Below are 17,384 nucleotides of genomic sequence, written 5' to 3'. Positions count from 1 at the left end.
TTGAGTAGAGTGCGGGCATGGACGCCCAGGTGACGGACGCCCGGCCACGCGGCCGCGAGGCCACTCGCGAGAGGATCTTGCGTGCGGCCCGCACGCTGTTCGGGGAGCATGGCTACGAGCGCGTGACCGTGCGGATGATCGCGGCGGCCGCGGACGCCAACATCGCCCTGGTGGGGCGCTATTTCGGCTCCAAGGCCGGCCTCTTCGGCGCGGTTCTCGACGGCGAGCCGGCCTTCAGCGACCTGTTCACCGGCGATCAGGAGAGCCTGCCGCGGCGGCTGGCCGAATACGCGGCCGAGCGCATGGAGCACCCGCCGGAGAGTCCGATCCTGCGCACACTGGAGCGCTCGGCGGGCCATCCCGAGGTCCAGGCGGTGGCCCGGGAGCGCCTGCTCACGGCCGTGCTCAACCCGTTGGAGGAGCGCCTGGAGGGCCCGGACGCGCACGCCAGGGCCCGCATGGCCACCGCGGTCCTCCTCGGCGTCGGCGCCATGCGCCGCCGCATCGGCCCAGAGACGCCCACCCCGGCCGACGTCGATCGACTGACCGCGGTCTTCGAGGCGTGCTTGAAAGTTTCACCTTCCTAGGTGGCCCTGGCCTGGGAGATGCCGCGCGCGGCGGTCGGAGGTCTTTGAGCGGGCAGTGACGGCTACCTACCATCCGTATGCGGGTGGGAGCGCTCCCAAACTCCCGCACGACGGACGGAGTGAATTCCATGTCTCGCAGAAGGCCCGTGCTGGCGGTGCTCCTCGCGGCGGCCGCCATGGCCGTGGCGGGGTCGGTCGTCCTCTCCTCGACCACCACCGCCCAGGCCGCCGACTCCGCTTTCTACGTGGATCCGCAGACCAAGGCGGCCACGTGGGTCGCCGCGAACCCCAACGACAGCCGTACCCCGGTGATCAGGGACCGGATCGCCGCCGTTCCTCAGGGCAGGTGGTTCGCGTCGTACAACCCCTCCACCGTGCGCGGCGAGGTCAACGCGTACGTCGGCGCGGCCGCCGCGGCAGGCAAGATCCCCATCATGGTCGTCTACGACATGCCGAACCGCGACTGCGGCGGCGCGAGCGCGGGCGGCGCGCCGGACCACGCGGCGTACCGGGCCTGGATCGACCAGATCGCGGCCGGACTCGGCGGCCGGCCCGCCACGATCGTGCTGGAGCCGGACGCGCTGGCCATCATGACGAACTGCATGAGCTCCGCGCAGCAGGCCGAGGTCAAGGCCTCCATGGCCTACGCCGGCAAGAAGTTCAAGGGGACGTCGTCGCAGGTGAAGGTGTACTTCGACATCGGCCACGACGCGTGGCTGTCTCCCTCGGAGGCCGCCTCCAGGCTGGGCGGGGCCGACGTGGCCAACAGCGCCGACGGCATCGCGGTCAACACCTCCAACTACCGCTCCACGCCCGGACTGGTGTCGTACGCCAAGAGCGTCATCGCGGCGACCGGCGTGTCCAGGCTGAAGGCGGTCATCGACACCAGCCGCAACGGCAACGGGCCGCAGGGCAGCGAGTGGTGCGACCCGGCGGGCCGCGCGACGGGCACCTGGAGCACCACCAACACGGGTGACCCGGCGATCGCCGCCTTCCTCTGGGTCAAGCCGCCGGGCGAGTCCGACGGGTGCATCGCGCCGGCCGGGCAGTTCGTGCCGCAGCGGGCGTACGACCTGGCCATGGCCGCGCCCCAGCCCACTGTGACCCCCACCGTGACGCCGACGGTCACCCCCACCGTGACCCCCACAACGGGTCCCGGGGGCTGCACGGCCACCTACAAGGTGACGGGCCAGTGGCAGGGAGGCTTCCAGGGTGAGGTCACGGTGAAGGCCGGCTCGTCTGCCATCTCCGGCTGGAAGGTCGGCTGGACGTTCCCCAACGGGCAGACGATCACTCAGCTCTGGAACGGCACCCTGGCCGGCAGCAACCCCGTCACCGTCACGAACGCCGGCCACAACGGCAGCCTGCCTGCCGGCGCCACCACCACATTCGGCTTCCTGGGCAACTGGAACGGCCAGAACGGCACCCCCGCTCCGGTGACCTGCACGGCCTCCTGAGATCCGATGGGCCCCGGTCAAGGGGCCCATCGGCGAAATAACGGCGCCTTCGCGGCTGTTGCACAGTGCCAGGTCGACACCCTCGGGGAAAGGCGCGTACTCATGGCACTGCCGCTGTCCATCCTTGATCTGGCGATCATCGGCGAGGAGGAGACGGCGGCCGACAGCCTCGCCGCCAGCGTGACCCTCGCCCAGCGGGCCGAGGAGCTGGGCTACCGGCGGGTCTGGTACGCCGAGCACCACAACATGCCGAGCATCGCCTCCTCGGCGACCAGCGTGCTGATCGCTCACGTCGCCGCCCACACCCGGACGATCCGCCTCGGGGCGGGCGGCGTCATGCTCCCCAACCACTCCCCGCTCACCATCGCCGAGCAGTTCGGCACCCTCGAAACCCTGCATCCCGGACGCATCGACCTCGGCCTCGGCCGCGCGCCGGGCAGCGACCAGCAGACCATGCGCGCCCTGCGGCGCACCCCGTCGTCCGCCGACTCGTTCCCCGAGGACGTTCTGGAGCTGCAGGGCTATCTCAGGGGTGAGTCCCGCATCCCGGGTGTGGACGCCACGCCGGGCAAGGGCACGGACGTGCCGCTGTACATCCTCGGCTCCTCGCTGTTCGGGGCCCAGCTCGCCGCCGCGCTGGGGCTCCCGTACGCGTTCGCCTCCCACTTCGCGCCCACCGCGCTGGAGGAGGCCGTGGCGCTCTACCGGCGCGACTTCAAGCCGTCCGCGCAGCTCGACCGCCCATACGTCATCGCCGCGCTCAACGTGATCGCGGCGGAGACGTCGGAGGAGGCGCAGGAGCAGTTCCTCGCCTCGAAGCGGCTGAGGGTGAGCAGGTTCCTGGGGCGGGGGCGCACGTTCACGCCGGAGGAGGCCGACATGATCCTCGAGTCCCCGGCGGGGCGGCAGATCGTGCAGATGGCCAAATACTCGGCGGTCGGCGACCCGGCCGAGGTCAAGGACTATGTCGCCCGGTTCGCCGAGCATGCCGGGGCCGACGAGCTGATCGTGGCCTTCTCCGCGCCTGACAGGAAGGCGGCGCTGCGCTCGGCCGAGCTGCTGGCGGAGGCACACGGCCTCTGATCAGCCCGCCAGTACGTGCCTCGGCGCGCACGGCACTTCACGGCTCTCGAACCGCCGCGCCACAATGAACCCATGTCCGGCTTCAAACGGCTCACCATCGACGAAGCGCGTACGCTCACCCGTTCCGAGCTCCTGCCCAGGATCGAGGAGGAGCAGAAATACTGGTACGAGCGCATCCGCCGCAGCCGGATGCAGCCGGGGGACGACGAGGCGTTCAAGACCTTCAACAAGATCCTGCATGCCGCCGCCGACCTCGACCGCACCCGTGCCGACACCGAGGCCCTGCTCCAGAGCAGACCCCTGGACAAGGACTACTGGCGCACGCCGCTCGGGGAGCTCGGCGTGCTCTAGGAGAGCTCGGCCGGGAGGCCGTGCGGATCGACCTTCGCGACGATCAGGGCCGGGGCGCCGGACGCCTTCGCCGTGGCGAGGGCCTGGTCGAAGGCCGCCGCGGTGCTGACCGACTGGGCGGACTGCACGCCGAGCCCGTTCGCCACCTTGACGAAGTCCCACCGGTCGAGCACCACGTACGGCTTCGGCTGCGCGCTGGGATTGCCGAAATATCCGTCGTCGATGAGGAACTGCTCGAAGGCGTAGATGCCGTTGTCGATGACGACGACGACCGGGTTGCGGGCGTACCGCGCGAGAGTGGAGAGCGCCTGCGCGGTCATGTGGAAACCGCCGTCGCCGCAGATGACCAGGGGCCGCCTGCTCGATCCGAACGACGCGCCGACCGCGGCGGCCACGGAATGCCCGATCGAGGCCCACACGGCACCGCACATGAACGAGTCGTGCCCTTTCACCGGCAGGTTCGCGGCCGAGGCGACGCCCAGGAAAGTGTCGGGGACCACGAGCCAGGAGTCGTCCAGCGCGGCGCCGATGCGCTCGAAAACCTGGCGGTAGGTCAACGGGCCCGTGGCCGGCGCGGGAGCGGGCGGATCGACCGCGGCGGGCACCGGCTTCGGTGGCGCTTTCGCCGCCTCGCTGACGAGCGCCGACACGAGAGCGCCGATCTCCGCGTTCTGCTTGGGGCCGCCCTTGATCCTCACCTTGCCGTCATAGGCCGAGACGATGCGGTTGCCGCCGGTCGTCACCAGCGGCGCGTAGTTGCTGGGAAACACGCAGCCGAGCATCACGAGCAGGTCGGCGTGCTCGACGGCGTTCGCGGCGGCGGGGGTGGAGTGCGGCGGGGCATAGACCCCGACCCAGCCGTTGCCCTCCTCGGGCAGCGCCGACTTGGCGAGCAGCGCGGTCGACCAGCGGATGCCCAGCTTGGCGATCAATTCGGCCACCTTGCCGGCGAGCCCGTAACGCTGGATCTCGGCGCCGACGAGAATGACCGGCGACGTCGCGGCGCGGATCAGCCCGACGATCGTGGTCGCGAGCTGCTGCTCCGTGCCCGCCGCCGGGATGGCGAGCGGCAGCGGCCCGGCCGGCATCGGGCAGGGCAGATTCCAGATGTCCCTGTTGATCTCGACATAGACCGGCCGCTTCTTCCTGATCGCGGTCGCGATCGCGCCGTCCACCACGGCCGGCACTTCCGCCGCCTTTTCGGCACGCGCCGCGCTCGCGGTGACGAGCCTGTACGCGGCCAGATCCGTGTCCGGCTGCCCGGTCGAATGCGAGAACAGGACGTCGAAGTCCCGCAAGTTGGTGAGGTTGCCGGTGTTCGGGCCGCCATTGAGGACGACGACCGGGCTGCGCTCGACGAAGGCGCCGGCAATCGCGTTGATCATGCTCAGCATGCCGACCCCGTTGGCGACCGCCACGGCCCCGAGGCCCTTCATCCGTGCGTACCCGTCGGCCGCGTAACCGGCCTCCAGATCGCTCGCGGTGACGACCGCTCTGACGCCGTGGGGGCCGACCGCGTCGAACAGCGGCGCGCAGAAGGCGGCCGGCACGCCGAAAAGCGTGTCGACCTGCTGCCGGCTCAGCCGCGTCAGGATGTAGTCGGCGACGGTGAAGGCCATTTCCGTGGACCCCGGATCAGACGCGGACCGGCATCGCCGGATTGACCATTGCCGCGTTGCGCGGGTGGTGGATGTGGATCTCCGGCATGGGCCTGGGCGCGGTCTTGCCGAAGAGCGCGGCCATGTGCTTGACCAGGCCCTTGCACACTGCCTTGTCGAACAGTTCGTTGTTCACGCCCTCTTCGAAGGTGCCGCCGATGACGACATGGTCGGCGCGGGGGAACATGTAGCCGTCCTGGCCGTAGAGATACTGCAGATTCGGCTGGGCCGGCAGCATCGCGAGCTGCCCCTTGATGGGGACCATCTTCGCGTCGTTCCACAGCGTCTTCGCGCCGAGCCCCGTGCAGTTGACGATGAGCTTCTGCGTCAGCGACGTGAACACGTGCTGCTTGCTCGTGAAGGACCGATGCACGAACATGACGCCGCGTGCCTTCAGGTCGCTCTCCAGCCGCGGGAGGAAGATCGGCGGCTCCACCAGCAACGTCTGATACCTGAACCCTGGCTTGGTGTGGCCTTCGAACGGCAGGCGGGTCAGCGGGACGCGAGCCGGCAGCAGCCCCGGCACGAGCTGCTCCACGACATCGAGATTGGGCGACGGCTTGGGCGTGAAGTTGGGGCGCTCGGACACGCCGAATCCATGGCCGATGCTGCTCTTGAAGGTCGTGTAGGACGTCCTGAGTATGTCCTTGAGCTCGTTCTCCTTGCCCTCGTACGTGACGACGGACACGGCCCAGTGGCCGCCCGCCTTGAACGACGTGGTCTGCACCGGGTCGCGCTCCGTGTAGATCGTGACCCTGAGTCCGAGGTCGAGCAGCAAGGTGGCGGCGGTCATCCCCATGACCCCGGCGCCGAGGACCGCGACCTCCGTGTCGTGCGACACGGCGATGCGCTTCTGGACCATCTCCTTGACCTTGGCGGCACAGCCCCAGCTCAACGTGATGCCGCAGCCGCCATGGCCGTAATTGTGGACGACGAACCTGCCGGAGTCCGTCTCGGCGTCGAGCCGGAAGGAACCGGTACGGTACGGCCGGACCCCGGCGAGACACGCACCTGGCGCATTCGGGTCGAAGGTGAAGTCAGGCGTCGGCAGGTTGGCGGATGCCATGTTCCACCCCTCGAATCAGTCGCGGCTCGGTCCACTCTGACGCTTACCCACTGTCATGGACCGTGATCGCATCGTAGCCAAGCGCTCGGCGTTCTGCCAGGCCGCCGTTTCCGTTCAGCGATCCGACCATCCGGCCATGCGGCGGGCGCCCCGGTGGCAGGCGCCCGCCGCATCGGCTCAGACGCCGAAGGCGGCCGGGTAGCGGATCGTGCCGGACGGCACGGGCCGGGTGGGATCGAAGACGAGCGCCATCATGTACTTGTCCTCGACGTCGAAGGGCGGCCGGATGGCGTGGCGCGAGGCCGGGGCGAAGCCGAAGCGCGGGTAGTACTCGGCGTGGCCGAGCACCAGGACCAGGTTCTCGCCCTGCTGCCGGGCGGCGTCCAGGGCGGCGCGGACGGCCGCCGAACCGGCGCCACGACGCTGGTGCTCGGGCCGCACCGCGCAGGGGCCCAGGGTGAGGGCGGGGAGGCCGTCGACGTGGCAGCGCGTGAGCAGCGCGAACCCGGCGACGGCGCCGCCGGGCTCCTGCGCGATCCACGACAGGCCGGGCAGCCAGGCCGCCGGGTCGGCGCGCAGCGCCTCCACCAGATCGGCCTCGTGCGAGGTGGGGAAGGCGGCGAGGTTGACCTCCCGGATCTGGTCGCGGTCGGCGTCGGTCTCGGTACGGGTGATCCAAGGTGTGGTCATGGCGGTGCGGAAGTCCTTTTCTACGGTCATGTCCGAGGGGTAGTGCGCGTTCACAGCTGCCGGTCCCGGAACTTGTAGGTGGCGCGGAGATGGCTGGTGATGGATCTCTGCCGGTTGACGCGCTCGTCCCGCAGCCGGGCGTCGGTGCGCGAAGCCTGCCAGGCGGTCTCGCGCTGGAGCTTGCGGTAGCTGTCCAGCCGGCGTCGGGCCAGGTCACCTGCCTGGATGGCGGCCTGTACGGCGCAGCCGGGCTCGGCGTCGTGGGCGCAGTCGCCGAAGCGGCAGCCTTCTGCGAGCTGTTCGATCTCGGCGAAGACCTGCTCCAGGCTGTCTGTGGCGTCATGGAGGCTGATCGCGCGCAGGCCCGGAGTGTCGATGAGCACGCCGCCGCCGGGCAGGCGGACCAGCTCGCGGCGGACGGTGGTGTGCCGGCCCTTGCCGTCCTGCTCCCGCACCATGCCGGTGTCCAGCAGTTCCTCACCGAGCAGGGCGTTGCCGAGCGTGGACTTGCCCGCGCCGGAGGGTCCGAGCAGGACCGTGGTGCCATCGCCCAGCAGCGCGGTCAGGACGTCGAGGTTGTGGCCGGTGGCGGCGCTGGTGGCCACGATGCCGACGCCGGGCGCGAGCGCGCCGACCTCGGCATGCGCGGCGTCGGCGTCGGCCGCCTGATCGGCCTTGGTCAGGACGACCAACGGCTGCGCGCCGCTGCTCCATGCGAGGGCGATGAAGCGCTCCAGCCGGGCGGCGTTCAGAGGGGCGGCCAGGGAGACCGCGATGACGACCGTGTCGATGTTGGCGGCCAGCACCTGCCCGTGGGAGGTGCGTGACGCCGACGAGCGCACGATCGCGCTGTGCCGGGGCAGTACGGCCGCCAGCTCGGGATCTCGGCCGGGGCGCAGCGCCGCCCAGTCACCGGTGCACGGCGCGGCCAGGGGGTCGGCGGCATGCCGCGCCGGGATGGCGGCCCGGACCGGGCCGTGCTCGGTGATCGCGTCACACGAGCCCCGATGCACCCGCATGATCCGCGCGGGTACCAGGCCGGCCCTGCGGTGATCGGCGAAGACGTCGTCGAGTGCCGGCGTCCACCCGTACTGGGACAGGTCGACATCGGCGGGAACGGAGGAATCCGTGAAGGAAGGGTTCAACGTGAGACACCTTGCGGGAAGGGACCCCGGCAGGACTCAGGCGTCATCCACTCCGTGAGCCGGACGGCTCATGACAGGAGGGCAGAAGTCGGTCAGACCGGGGCCCGGGACGTGAGGATTGTCCGGGCGCTGCACAGGGCAGCGGTCTTCACCGCGGTCATCAAACCTCACCTCCCCTCATCCCATGTCCAACATCAGCTTGGGGCACCGTAGCACTCCTTGCCGCGGAGTGCCGCGTACGCCCCTGGTCGTCCTTGGTTCCTGTGCGGTAACTCGGTGCCTTTGAAGTGCCGTCTTCCCTGGTTGCCCACGGTCACGCAAGATTCCTCTGTTACCAAAAAGAACTATGGGAGAGGTTTCCTGTGTCCGCCACCGTTCAATCACCGCCGCCGTCCTTGCGCCTGACGCCGCGGGCCTGGGGAATGCTGCTCGTCCTGTGCGGGGCGATCTTCCTGGAAGGCATCAACGTCGCCATGCTCAACGTGGCGCTGCCGGCCATCCGGGCCGACCTCGGCCTGTCCACCGGCGAGCTGCAGTGGGTGATCAGCGCCTACGTCCTGGGCTATGGCGGGTTCATGCTGGTCGGGGGCAGGGCCGCCGACCTGTTCGGCCGCCGGCGCATGTTCCTGCTCTGGCTCGCGATCTTCCTCGTCGTCTCCGCCCTGGGCGGGATGGCCGGCGAGGGCTGGATGCTCATCGCCGCCCGCTTCGTCGCGGGCGTCGCCGCCGCGGTCATGACGCCGGCCGGGCTGTCGATCATCACCACCAGTTTCGAGGAAGGGCCGCAACGCAACCAGGCGCTGCTGGTCTACTCCGGTACCGCGGCGGGCGGCTTCTCGCTCGGCCTGGTGCTCGGCGGACTGCTGGCGGCCGTGAACTGGCGGCTGGTGCTCTTCGCACCCGCCGTACTGGCCCTGATCATCCTGGTCCTGGCGCTGCCGCTGGTCCCCGCCGGCTCGGTGGAACGCTCCGGAGATCGGCGCGTGGACGCGCTGGGAGCGGTCACCATCACCGCCGCCATCATGCTGCTGGTGCTCGGCGTCGAGCGGGCCGCCCATGCGGACGCGGGGTGGACCGCCGCCATCATCGCCGCGGGGCTCGTCCTCATCGCCCTGTTCGTCGTGATCGAACGCAGGTCCGCCGCTCCGCTCGTACGGCTGGGCATCCTGCGCTCCGGGCCGCTGGTACGGGCGAACCTGGCGAGCCTGCTGTTCTCCGGCGCCTTCTTCGGGTTCCAGTTCATCGCGGTGCTGTACCTGCAGGAGCTGCGCGGCTGGAGCTCGCTGGAGACCAGCCTGGCCATGCTGGCCATCGGCGCGGACGCCATCCTCGCCCCCACTCTCACACCCCGGCTGGTCAACCGCTACGGCAACCCGAAGGTCATCCTGGCCGGGCTGCTGCTCGCCGTCCTTTCCTATGTTCTGTTCCTGCCGATCGGCCTGGACACCGTCTACCTCGCCATGTTCCCCACCATGATCATTCTTGGGGTGGCGTTCGCCCTCGCGTACGGGCCGCTGACCATCGTCGCCACCGACGGCGTGGAGGAGAGCGAGCAGGGACTGGCGGGCGGACTGCTGTACACCTCCTTCCAGTTCGGCGCCGCGCTCGGCCTCGCCGCCAGCACCGCCGTCATCGTCGCCACCACGACGGCGGGCGGCGGAGCGGCGGACGTGCTCGCCGGCTATCGCGCCGCCCTGGTCGTACCCATCGTCGCCGCGTCCCTGGCGGTCGTGGTCAGCGCCTTCGGCCTGAGGAGGGGGCGATGACCTCCACGGTGGCCTCCTTCGCGGAGATCGAGAGCGAGTTCAACGCCTTCGTCGGCGCCATCGTGTACGCCACCATGGTCACCGTCGACGCCAGGAACCGCCCCCGCACCCGCGTCCTCATCCCGATCTGGGAAGCCGTGGACGGGCAGCCGCGCGGCTGGCTGGCCACGTACCGGACCCCGGTCAAGGCGGCCCACCTCGCGGGCAACCCGCACACCTCCTTCTCCTACTGGAAACCGGGCAACAACTCGGTCGCCATCGACGCCGTGGCCACGTGGGTCGAGGAACCGGACGTCAAGCGGCACGTCTGGGACCTCTACCGTGCCACCAGCCCGCGTGGGGCCGGCTACGACCTCGGCAACTTCTGGCGATCGCCCGCCGATCCCAAGCTGCACGTTCTTCGCCTCGACCCCTGGCGCATCCAGGTGATCCGCGGCATGGACCTGCGCAGCCGCATCTGGACGACGCCGGACGCGTGACGCCGGGCCGGCTGGTGCACGCCGGCGTGCCTGCTGCGGGGGAGGCCTGCCATGAGACCCGACATCGTGGCAGGCCTCCCCACCGACCAGCTCACCAAGATTTCGGACTTCGAGCGCGCAAGTCCTGTCCCGCCGGCGGCCCACCGGCGACCCTTGGCTCATGACACAGACTTCCGCCCCGTCCGGCGCGCTGCCGGCCGTCGCCCATCGCTGGCCCACCCTGCTCGGGCTGGGCTTCGCCGCCCTCAGCCTCCTCGACATGGAGGACGGCCGCAGCCTGGCGTTCGTGGTCTTCCTGGCAGCGCTCATCTACCTCGGTACGGCGGTGCTCGGCAAGCCTGGCACGGTGTGGGCCCTCTTCATCATCAGCACCGTGGCGTGGGTGGTGCTGGACAAGCTCGAGATCGACCCCTGGCCCGGTCTGGTCGGCGGCGCGCTCTCGCTCATCGTCCTCGGACTGGTGGGCGGGCTGTTGCGCAAGCCGGTGCTGACGGCGGCGCAGGTCCCGGCCATGCTGCTCTTCGGCGGGGCGGCACTGCTGGCGCTCACCCTCTCGCCCCAGGCCGGCGGCTTCCTGGTCGCGGCGGCGCTGATCGGCCACGCCGTACAGGACGTGCTCGTCTGGCGGGCCAAGCAGGTGGTGGCGCGCTCGATGGCCGAGTTCTGCATGGTCCTCGACTTCATCCTCGGCGTGGGCATCGTGGTGCTGAGCCTGTGAACCCGTTCCCCGCACCGTCCAGCACCTGCTGGAAAAGGGAGAGACGGGTCCCGGACGTCCGTGTCAGCATGCTCGACCATGGTGGAATACGAGACTGACGACGACACTTTGGCCGCCATCGCCCGCCTGCACGGGATCACCTTCGAGCAGGTACGGCCCCTCCCGCAGGGGGTGGCCAACCACGTCCTCCTTCTCGGCGACGACCTGGTCCTGCGCATCCCACGGGCCAAGCAGTTCCTCCCGGACCTGGTCAAGGAGGTCGCGGTCATCCCCGCCGCCCGGCACGCGGGCGTGCGGACGCCGGAGGTCGTCGCCTTCGACGACAGCTGTTCGGTGGTGGACGTGCCTTACATGGTGCTCGCCCGAGCGCACGGGGTGGATCTGGCAGGCCTCGACCTACCTCCCGCCACCACCGACCGTGTCGCCCACCAGGCGGGACGGGAACTGGCCAGACTGCACCGGCTGTCCCCGGCCACCGCACCTGACCTTCCTGCCGTCCCCGTGGAGGACGGCAGCGCCGACCCCTGGGCGCTCGTCGACCACCTTCTCGTGGCGGGCTGGATCGACGCCGAGGCCGCCCGCTGGCTCACCGGCTGGTTCGACCGGCTCGCGGCGCATCTCCCCGCGGACCCGCCCTTGGTCCTGGTGCACGGCGACCTCGCTCCGCAGAACCTCCTGGTCTCCCCGGCGACAGCCCAGCTCAGTGCGATCGTGGACTGGGGCGACGCCCAATGGGCCGACCCTGCTGCCGACTTCGCCAAGATGCCCTTGACCAGCATCCCGGCCATGCTCGACGGCTACCGGCAGGAAAGCGGCGAAGGAGCCTCAGCACCGACCTGGGAGGCCCGCGTCTTGTGGTTCCACCTCACCTGGGCACTCGGACGCCTGGCAGATCCCGTCCCGCACCCGGGCGAACGCCACTGGACCGCCCCTCCAGCCGGCCGGCTCCTGGGCCTGCTCCGCTTCTTCGCCTCGACCCCACCCGCCCCCTGGGCCGAGCTGGCCTGACGCAGCGGCTCCCCAGGTCTCCCCGCAAGCGGTGAAACTCGGTCGAGGGTGCCGTGAAACCGACACCGCCGAGAGTGAGGCCATGAGCATCACAGAACTCGGACGTACCGGGGGCGGCCCGGCGGCCGGCGGGGACGCCGATCTGGCCGTACGTGCGGAAGGGCTTGCCAAGACGTTCGGCGAGCACCGCGCCGTCGACGGGATCGACCTGGACGTACGCCTCGGTGAGATCTTCGGCGTCCTCGGCCCGAACGGCGCAGGCAAGACCACCACGCTACGGATGCTGGCCACCCTGTTGAAGATCGACGCGGGCCGCGCCGAGATCTTCGGGGTCGACGTGGCCGGCAACCCCCACGTGATCCGCCAGCTGGTCGGCGTCACCGGACAGTACGCGTCGGTCGACGAGAACCTGACCGCCCGCGAGAACCTCTGGCTCTTCAGCCGCCTGCAGGGCATCGCCGGGCCGCGTGCTCGGCGCATCGCCGGCGAGCTGCTGGGCCAGTTCGGCCTGGAGGATGCCGCCGACAAACCGATCGCGCAGTTCTCCGGCGGCATGCGCCGGCGCCTCGACCTGGCGGCCAGCCTGATCACCAGGCCGCCGCTGATCTTCCTCGACGAGCCGACCACCGGTCTCGATCCGCGCACGCGCGGCCAGATGTGGGAGACCATCCGCGGTCTGGTCGCCGACGGCTGCACGGTGCTGCTGACCACGCAATATCTCGACGAGGCCGACCAGCTCGCCGACCGCGTCGCCGTCATCGACCACGGCCGCAAGGTCGCCGAGGGCACCCCCGACGAGTTGAAGACCGCGGTCGGCAACTCCACCCTCCAGTTGCTGCTCGCCGAGCCGGGGGAGGTGCCCGCCGCCGTGGAGGTCGTGCGGCGCGTGCTCGGCTCCGACCCGGTCCTCAGCCCGGAGCAGGGCCGCCTCAACGTCGCCCTCGACCGGGCCGACCTGGCCGCCGACGTACTGATCGCGCTGCGCAACGCGGGGGTGTCGATCTCCTCGGTGAGCGTGGCCAAACCCAGCCTGGACGAGGTGTTCCTCGCCCTCACCGGCCACGGGACGGACGAGGGCGACGGAACCGGCACGGAGGAGAACCGATGAGCACCACGATCGCACCCGCACGCGAGGCGGTCCAGGCCGCCGACCGCGTGGCCGCCGCCAGACGGCGGGTCTCCATGGGGGAGACGATCAGTCAGACCCTGACGATGGCGTGGCGGGCGCTCAAGAAGATGCGCCGCAACCCCGAGCAGTTCTTCGACGTGGCGTTGCAGCCCATCCTGTTCACCCCGATGTTCGCGTTCGTCTTCGGCGGCGCCGTCTCCGGCGACGTGGAGAGATACCTGCCCCTGATGATTCCCGGCATCCTCGCCCAGACCGTGTTGACGACGTGCATGGCGACGGGCACGCAGCTACGGGAGGACATGGAGAAGGGCGTTTTCGACCGGTTCAAGGCGTTGCCGATCGCTCGGATCGCGCCGCTCGCCGGCCCGATGGTGGCCGACCTGGTGCGCTACGCGACCGCGGCCACTCTGACCTTCTCCATGGGCCTGGTGCTGGGCTACCGTCCGGGCGGCGGAGCGGGCGGCGTGCTCGCCGCGATCCTGCTGGCGATCATCACGGGCTGGTCGCTGGCGTGGGTCTTCACCTGGGTCGGCACGATCGCCCGGAGCGCCCAGGCCGTGCAGGGCATCTCTATGATGATCTTGTTCCCGCTGACGTTCCTGTCGAACGCGTTCGTCCCCGTCGAGACCCTGCCCGGCTGGCTGGCCGCGTTCGTACGGGTAAACCCGGTCTCACACCTGGTCACGGCCGCCCGCGACCTCGCCAACAGCGCCCTCGTCAGCGGAGAGGTGGCCTGGACGCTCCTGGCCTGCCTGATCGTCATCGCGATCTTCGCGCCGCTGTCGGTACGCAGCTACAAGCGGCACATGTGACCTCCGCCCGTCACGGCCGGAGACCTGATCAAGGAGGCTCCGCGCCTCGTCCAGCAGCTCGGGGCCGCGTCGATCGCCGTACTCGGCCCGCATGGCGGCGATCATGCCTGGCGCGGCCCGCTCCGCGTACGGCTCGATCCGCTCGAAGGCCATGCTGGGCAAGGTGTGGTTGTACGCGAACCGCTCGGCCAGCACCAGCAGCCCGATGGCGTCGCGGGGGGCCGTGGCTCTCCGTAGCAGCCCCCAGGCGCCGAGGGCGAAGATCATCGAGCCGCACATGGGGTAGTCCAGGATGGGATTACCCCAGGTCAGCAGGTCGTAGCCCAGGGCGGTGGCGAACAGCTCCGCGCCGTACCGGACGTCTTCCGGCGGGGCGTGGTACGCGTACGCCGTCAGGGTGACCGACTCCGCGACGATCGTCCACGGGGTGAACTCCGTGCGCGGCACCCCGGCCAGGCGCAGGTCGCGCGCCCGCTGGACGGCCAGGCGGTACTCCGCGAGTGCGGCGGCCGTCTCGCCGCGGGCGAGGGCGAGCTCGGCCGCGCACAACGAGACGAGCGCCACCCCGCCGAGCACCGACTTGTTGTCGTTGACCCGGGCGATCTCGGCGAGCTCGGTCTCCGCGGTGTCGAGGTCGCCGTCGGCGAGCGCGGCGATCAGCAGCACCGCGCGGAGCTGGGTCTCGTCGTCGGTGGCGCCGACCCGGCTCAGCACCGGGATGGCGGTCCGCGCGTGTCCGACCGCCCGCCGGCGGTCGCCGAGCTGCATGACCAGGTGGGCCAGTACGGCGTGCATGACCGCGGCGAACCACGGCCCCACGTCCTCGCGGAGCATCGTCAGGGTCCGCTCGGCGGTCTCGATCGCCCCGGTCACGTCGGCCTCGTTCTCCAGGACGTGGACGCTCATCTGCGTCGCCGCCAAGGCCACGTCATGGTCGGCGCTGCGGCGCAACTCCGCCAGCCGGCGGCGCAGCTCGCCCTCGGGGGCGTCGCACGCGAGCGCCACCGTGGCCATCGCCGCCACGCGGGGATCCGTCCTGTCACTGATGGGCAGCGTACGGAGGAGATCGCGCAGCGGATCGCTGGTGCGGTCGTTGACGATCATGATGTTCACGAGGGTGATCAGCATGGCGGCCCTGGTCACCTCGACGAGGTGCGGTGGCGGCATCCAGCCGGTGATCACCTGGGCGATCGCATGCCGGTGAACGAAGACCCGGGCGTGGTCGCCGCGGATCGACCACAGCGCGCCGACGCCTGCCAGCAACTGGACCGTCGTGACGGGATCGGGCTCGCCGAGAGCCTGCCGGAGCAGATCCGCGAGGTTGCTCTCCTCGGCATGCAGCGCGTCGGCCGCCGCGAACTGCGCCGGGCTGAACAGCCGGGAGCCGTGCTCGAGGGCGTACGCCGTCGCCCAGTCCCGCTGCGCCGCCCGAGCGGGCGCCTCCTCGCCGGCCTCCTTCAGCCGCATCCGCCCGAATTCCCGGACGGTCTCCAGCATCCGGTAGCGCAGGCCGTACGTCGTCTCGCGGACGCTCAGCATCGACTGCTCGGTCAGCGCGTCCACGACGCGCAGGGCGTCCTGGCCGAGTACGTGCTCGGCCGCGGCCAGCGTGAACCCGTCGCCGAACAGCGACAACCACCGCAACGCCTGCCGTTCTGGCTCGTCCAGCAGGTTCCACGACCAGTCGATGACCGCGAGCAGCGTCTGGTGCCGGTCGGGGGCCGTCCGGTTCCCGCCGCGCAGCAGGGCGAACCGGTCCGCCAGGCGCCGCGCGATCTCCTCCACCGACATCACGCGTACCTTGGCCGCGGCCAGCTCGATCGCGAGCGGCAGCCCGTCGAGGCGGGCGACGATCTCCTCGACCGCTCCCTCGTCGATCCGCGCATCCTGGCGGGCGGCCGTGGCGCGCTGGCGGAACAACTCGACCGCGTCGCCCGTGGGCAGCTCGCCGAGCAGGTAGGCGCGTTCGGCGGGGATCGACAAGGGGGCGCGCGAGGTGATGAGCACCCGCAGGTCGCGGGTCGTCACCGTCAGGAACGCCACCAGGTCGGCGACGGCCTCGATCACGTGCTCGCAGTTGTCCAGGATCAGCAGTGCAGGTGCCTGGTCGAGATGTTGCGCGATCCGGGCGCGAACGTCGGAGCGCTGCTCGGCGGTCAGGACACGACGCCCGCTGACCGAGTCCCGGACTCCGAGCGCCGAGCCCACCTCGCCCACCACGCCCTCCGGCGAGGAGACCCCGACGAGCTCGATGAAGTGAACGACGGGCTGCGCGGCGTTCCTGCCGACGACATGAGCCAGCCGCGTCTTGCCCAGCCCGCCAGGGCCGATGATGGAGACCACCCGCTGGGTCTGCAGCAGGGCGTGCACCGCGCGGATGTCGCCGTCGCGGCCCAGCAGCGAGGAACCGTCGAACAGGACGCCCGCACGCACCGGCCGGTCCGCGACGAGGAGTTCGGCGTACACGCGGGCGAGCTCGGGCCCTGGTTCGGTGCCGAGCCGCGCGACCAGGTGCGCGCGGTACCGCTCGTAGCGTTCCAGGGCGGCGGCGGCACCTCGCACGGCGGCCTCGCTGCGCAGCAGGCAGGCGAGCAGCTCCTCGTCGTACGGCCGATCGGCCGCGGCCTCCTCCAGCAGCGGCAGCGCGCTCTCGTGAGCGCCGCTCCGGCCCCGCGCGATCGCCGCCACCCGTCGCGCCTCGGCCACCCACCCTGCCGCGACGCCCCTCAGCTCAGCCAGCGCGCCCGTGGCGCCGTCCAAGCCGCCGGCCACGAGACCCATGGCCTCTTCGGCGCGGCGGAGCGCGAGCACCATGTCGTCCTCGCCCAGCGCGGCCCGTGCCTGCTCCACCAGCGCGCCGAGCAGCAGCGCGTCCACCTGGCCGGCGGGCAGCCCGAGCCGGTAACCACGGGAGATCCGCACCACGGCGTCGGCGGAGGTCGCCGCCCTGGTCCGCGAGACGACCACCTGCAGCGCCTTCGTCGGGTTGGCCGGCGCCTCGTCGGGCCACAACTCCTCGACCAGGCGCTCGTCACTGACCCCCGCACGCCCGTGCAGGGCGAGCACGGCCAGCAGGGTGTGCGCGCGATCACCGACCACGCGCACACCCCGCCAGCGGACGCCGTCGAGCAGGACCAGTGCGGGGGACACATCCTCAGCTTACGGAGAAGCCGCCGGCGGCGAGGCTGACGACGGCGGTTCCGCGGCGTGCGCGTACGACGACCTGGTGGCCCGACCGCGCGTCGGCGTGCACCCACCGCTTCGCCGCCACTGTGTTCGCGATCGACCCCGCCGGACCGATCGACTTCGCCGACCTCGCCGGTGGTCGTGCCCGTGGTGTTCGGGTCCGGCAAGCGCTACTTCGGGTCGGTCGACGCCCGGCACCTGTTGGCGGATCCTGATGTGGTGATCCAGGGCAATCGGGTGCTCCACCTG

The 17,384-nt window shown here is 70.8% G+C and carries 14 protein-coding genes and 1 pseudogene; 10 read left to right on the top strand and 5 right to left on the bottom strand.

Annotated elements, in window-relative coordinates:
- Positions 1-17: 17 nt before the first annotated feature.
- The 4 genes from AB0H84_RS35110 (at position 18) to AB0H84_RS35095 (ending at position 3,478) form a co-directional block, all read left to right on the top strand.
- Positions 18-587, top strand: a complete 570-nt coding sequence (locus AB0H84_RS35110) for a TetR family transcriptional regulator (protein ID WP_357614105.1) — start codon at positions 18-20, stop codon at positions 585-587.
- A 128-nt stretch (positions 588-715) separates the two neighbouring features.
- A complete protein-coding gene (locus AB0H84_RS35105) occupies positions 716-2,044 on the top strand; it encodes a glycoside hydrolase family 6 protein (RefSeq protein ID WP_357614102.1) in 1,329 nt (442 codons plus the stop codon).
- A gap of 102 nt (positions 2,045-2,146) precedes the next feature.
- Positions 2,147-3,127 (top strand): LLM class flavin-dependent oxidoreductase, encoded by a 981-nt coding sequence (locus tag AB0H84_RS35100; RefSeq protein ID WP_357614100.1) that lies wholly within the window; start codon positions 2,147-2,149, stop codon positions 3,125-3,127.
- 72 nt (positions 3,128-3,199) lie between these two features.
- The gene (locus AB0H84_RS35095) at positions 3,200-3,478 is read left to right on the top strand and encodes a hypothetical protein (protein WP_357614097.1); all 279 of its coding nucleotides are present in this window, start codon (positions 3,200-3,202) and stop codon (positions 3,476-3,478) included.
- Here AB0H84_RS35095 and AB0H84_RS35090 read toward each other — a convergent pair.
- The 4 genes from AB0H84_RS35090 to rsgA form a co-directional block, all read right to left on the bottom strand.
- Positions 3,475-5,097 carry a thiamine pyrophosphate-binding protein gene (locus tag AB0H84_RS35090; protein WP_357614094.1) on the bottom strand — a complete coding sequence of 541 codons (1,623 nt, stop codon included), beginning with the start codon at positions 5,095-5,097 and terminating at the stop codon, positions 3,475-3,477. The genes AB0H84_RS35095 and AB0H84_RS35090 overlap by 4 nt on opposite strands.
- Positions 5,098-5,113: 16 nt before the next feature.
- Positions 5,114-6,202 carry an FAD-dependent oxidoreductase gene (locus AB0H84_RS35085; protein WP_357614092.1) on the bottom strand — a complete coding sequence of 363 codons (1,089 nt, stop codon included), beginning with the start codon at positions 6,200-6,202 and terminating at the stop codon, positions 5,114-5,116.
- Positions 6,203-6,379: 177 nt separating this feature from the next.
- Positions 6,380-6,892: an N-acetyltransferase gene (locus AB0H84_RS35080; RefSeq protein ID WP_357614467.1), complete on the bottom strand. Its 513-nt coding sequence runs from the start codon at positions 6,890-6,892 to the stop codon at positions 6,380-6,382.
- 50 nt (positions 6,893-6,942) lie between these two features.
- Positions 6,943-8,037: a ribosome small subunit-dependent GTPase A gene (rsgA, locus tag AB0H84_RS35075; protein ID WP_357614089.1), complete on the bottom strand. Its 1,095-nt coding sequence runs from the start codon at positions 8,035-8,037 to the stop codon at positions 6,943-6,945.
- A 362-nt stretch (positions 8,038-8,399) separates the two neighbouring features.
- On the opposite strand from rsgA, the gene AB0H84_RS35070 reads away from it, so the two are divergent.
- The 6 genes from AB0H84_RS35070 (at position 8,400) to AB0H84_RS35045 (ending at position 13,949) form a co-directional block, all read left to right on the top strand.
- Positions 8,400-9,803, top strand: a complete 1,404-nt coding sequence (locus AB0H84_RS35070) for an MFS transporter (RefSeq protein WP_357614086.1) — start codon at positions 8,400-8,402, stop codon at positions 9,801-9,803.
- On the top strand, positions 9,800-10,282 hold the full coding sequence (locus tag AB0H84_RS35065; protein WP_357614083.1) for a pyridoxamine 5'-phosphate oxidase family protein: 483 nt from the start codon (positions 9,800-9,802) through the stop codon (positions 10,280-10,282). Before AB0H84_RS35070 ends, AB0H84_RS35065 begins: the two co-directional genes overlap by 4 nt.
- Before the next feature lie 160 nt (positions 10,283-10,442).
- The gene (locus AB0H84_RS35060) at positions 10,443-11,000 is read left to right on the top strand and encodes a hypothetical protein (protein ID WP_357614080.1); all 558 of its coding nucleotides are present in this window, start codon (positions 10,443-10,445) and stop codon (positions 10,998-11,000) included.
- Between the two features lie 78 nt (positions 11,001-11,078).
- Positions 11,079-12,008: a phosphotransferase gene (locus tag AB0H84_RS35055; RefSeq protein WP_357614077.1), complete on the top strand. Its 930-nt coding sequence runs from the start codon at positions 11,079-11,081 to the stop codon at positions 12,006-12,008.
- A gap of 82 nt (positions 12,009-12,090) precedes the next feature.
- Positions 12,091-13,116, top strand: coding sequence for an ATP-binding cassette domain-containing protein (locus AB0H84_RS35050; protein WP_357614074.1), 1,026 nt, complete (start codon positions 12,091-12,093; stop codon positions 13,114-13,116).
- Positions 13,113-13,949, top strand: a complete 837-nt coding sequence (locus AB0H84_RS35045; protein ID WP_357614071.1) for an ABC transporter permease — start codon at positions 13,113-13,115, stop codon at positions 13,947-13,949. Before AB0H84_RS35050 ends, AB0H84_RS35045 begins: the two co-directional genes overlap by 4 nt.
- A gap of 1,686 nt (positions 13,950-15,635) precedes the next feature.
- Here the strand turns inward: AB0H84_RS35045 and AB0H84_RS35040 are convergent.
- Positions 15,636-16,826, bottom strand: a pseudogene (locus AB0H84_RS35040) (BTAD domain-containing putative transcriptional regulator); the annotation flags it as partial.
- Positions 16,827-17,384 lie beyond the last annotated feature (558 nt).

The organism is Nonomuraea sp. NPDC050786 (assembly GCF_040654115.1).
In the GTDB taxonomy this organism is placed as follows: Bacteria; Actinomycetota; Actinomycetes; order Streptosporangiales; family Streptosporangiaceae; genus Nonomuraea.
The sequence above is the reverse complement of the archived record's forward strand: the minus strand, read 5'-3'. Positions and strand labels throughout refer to the sequence as shown.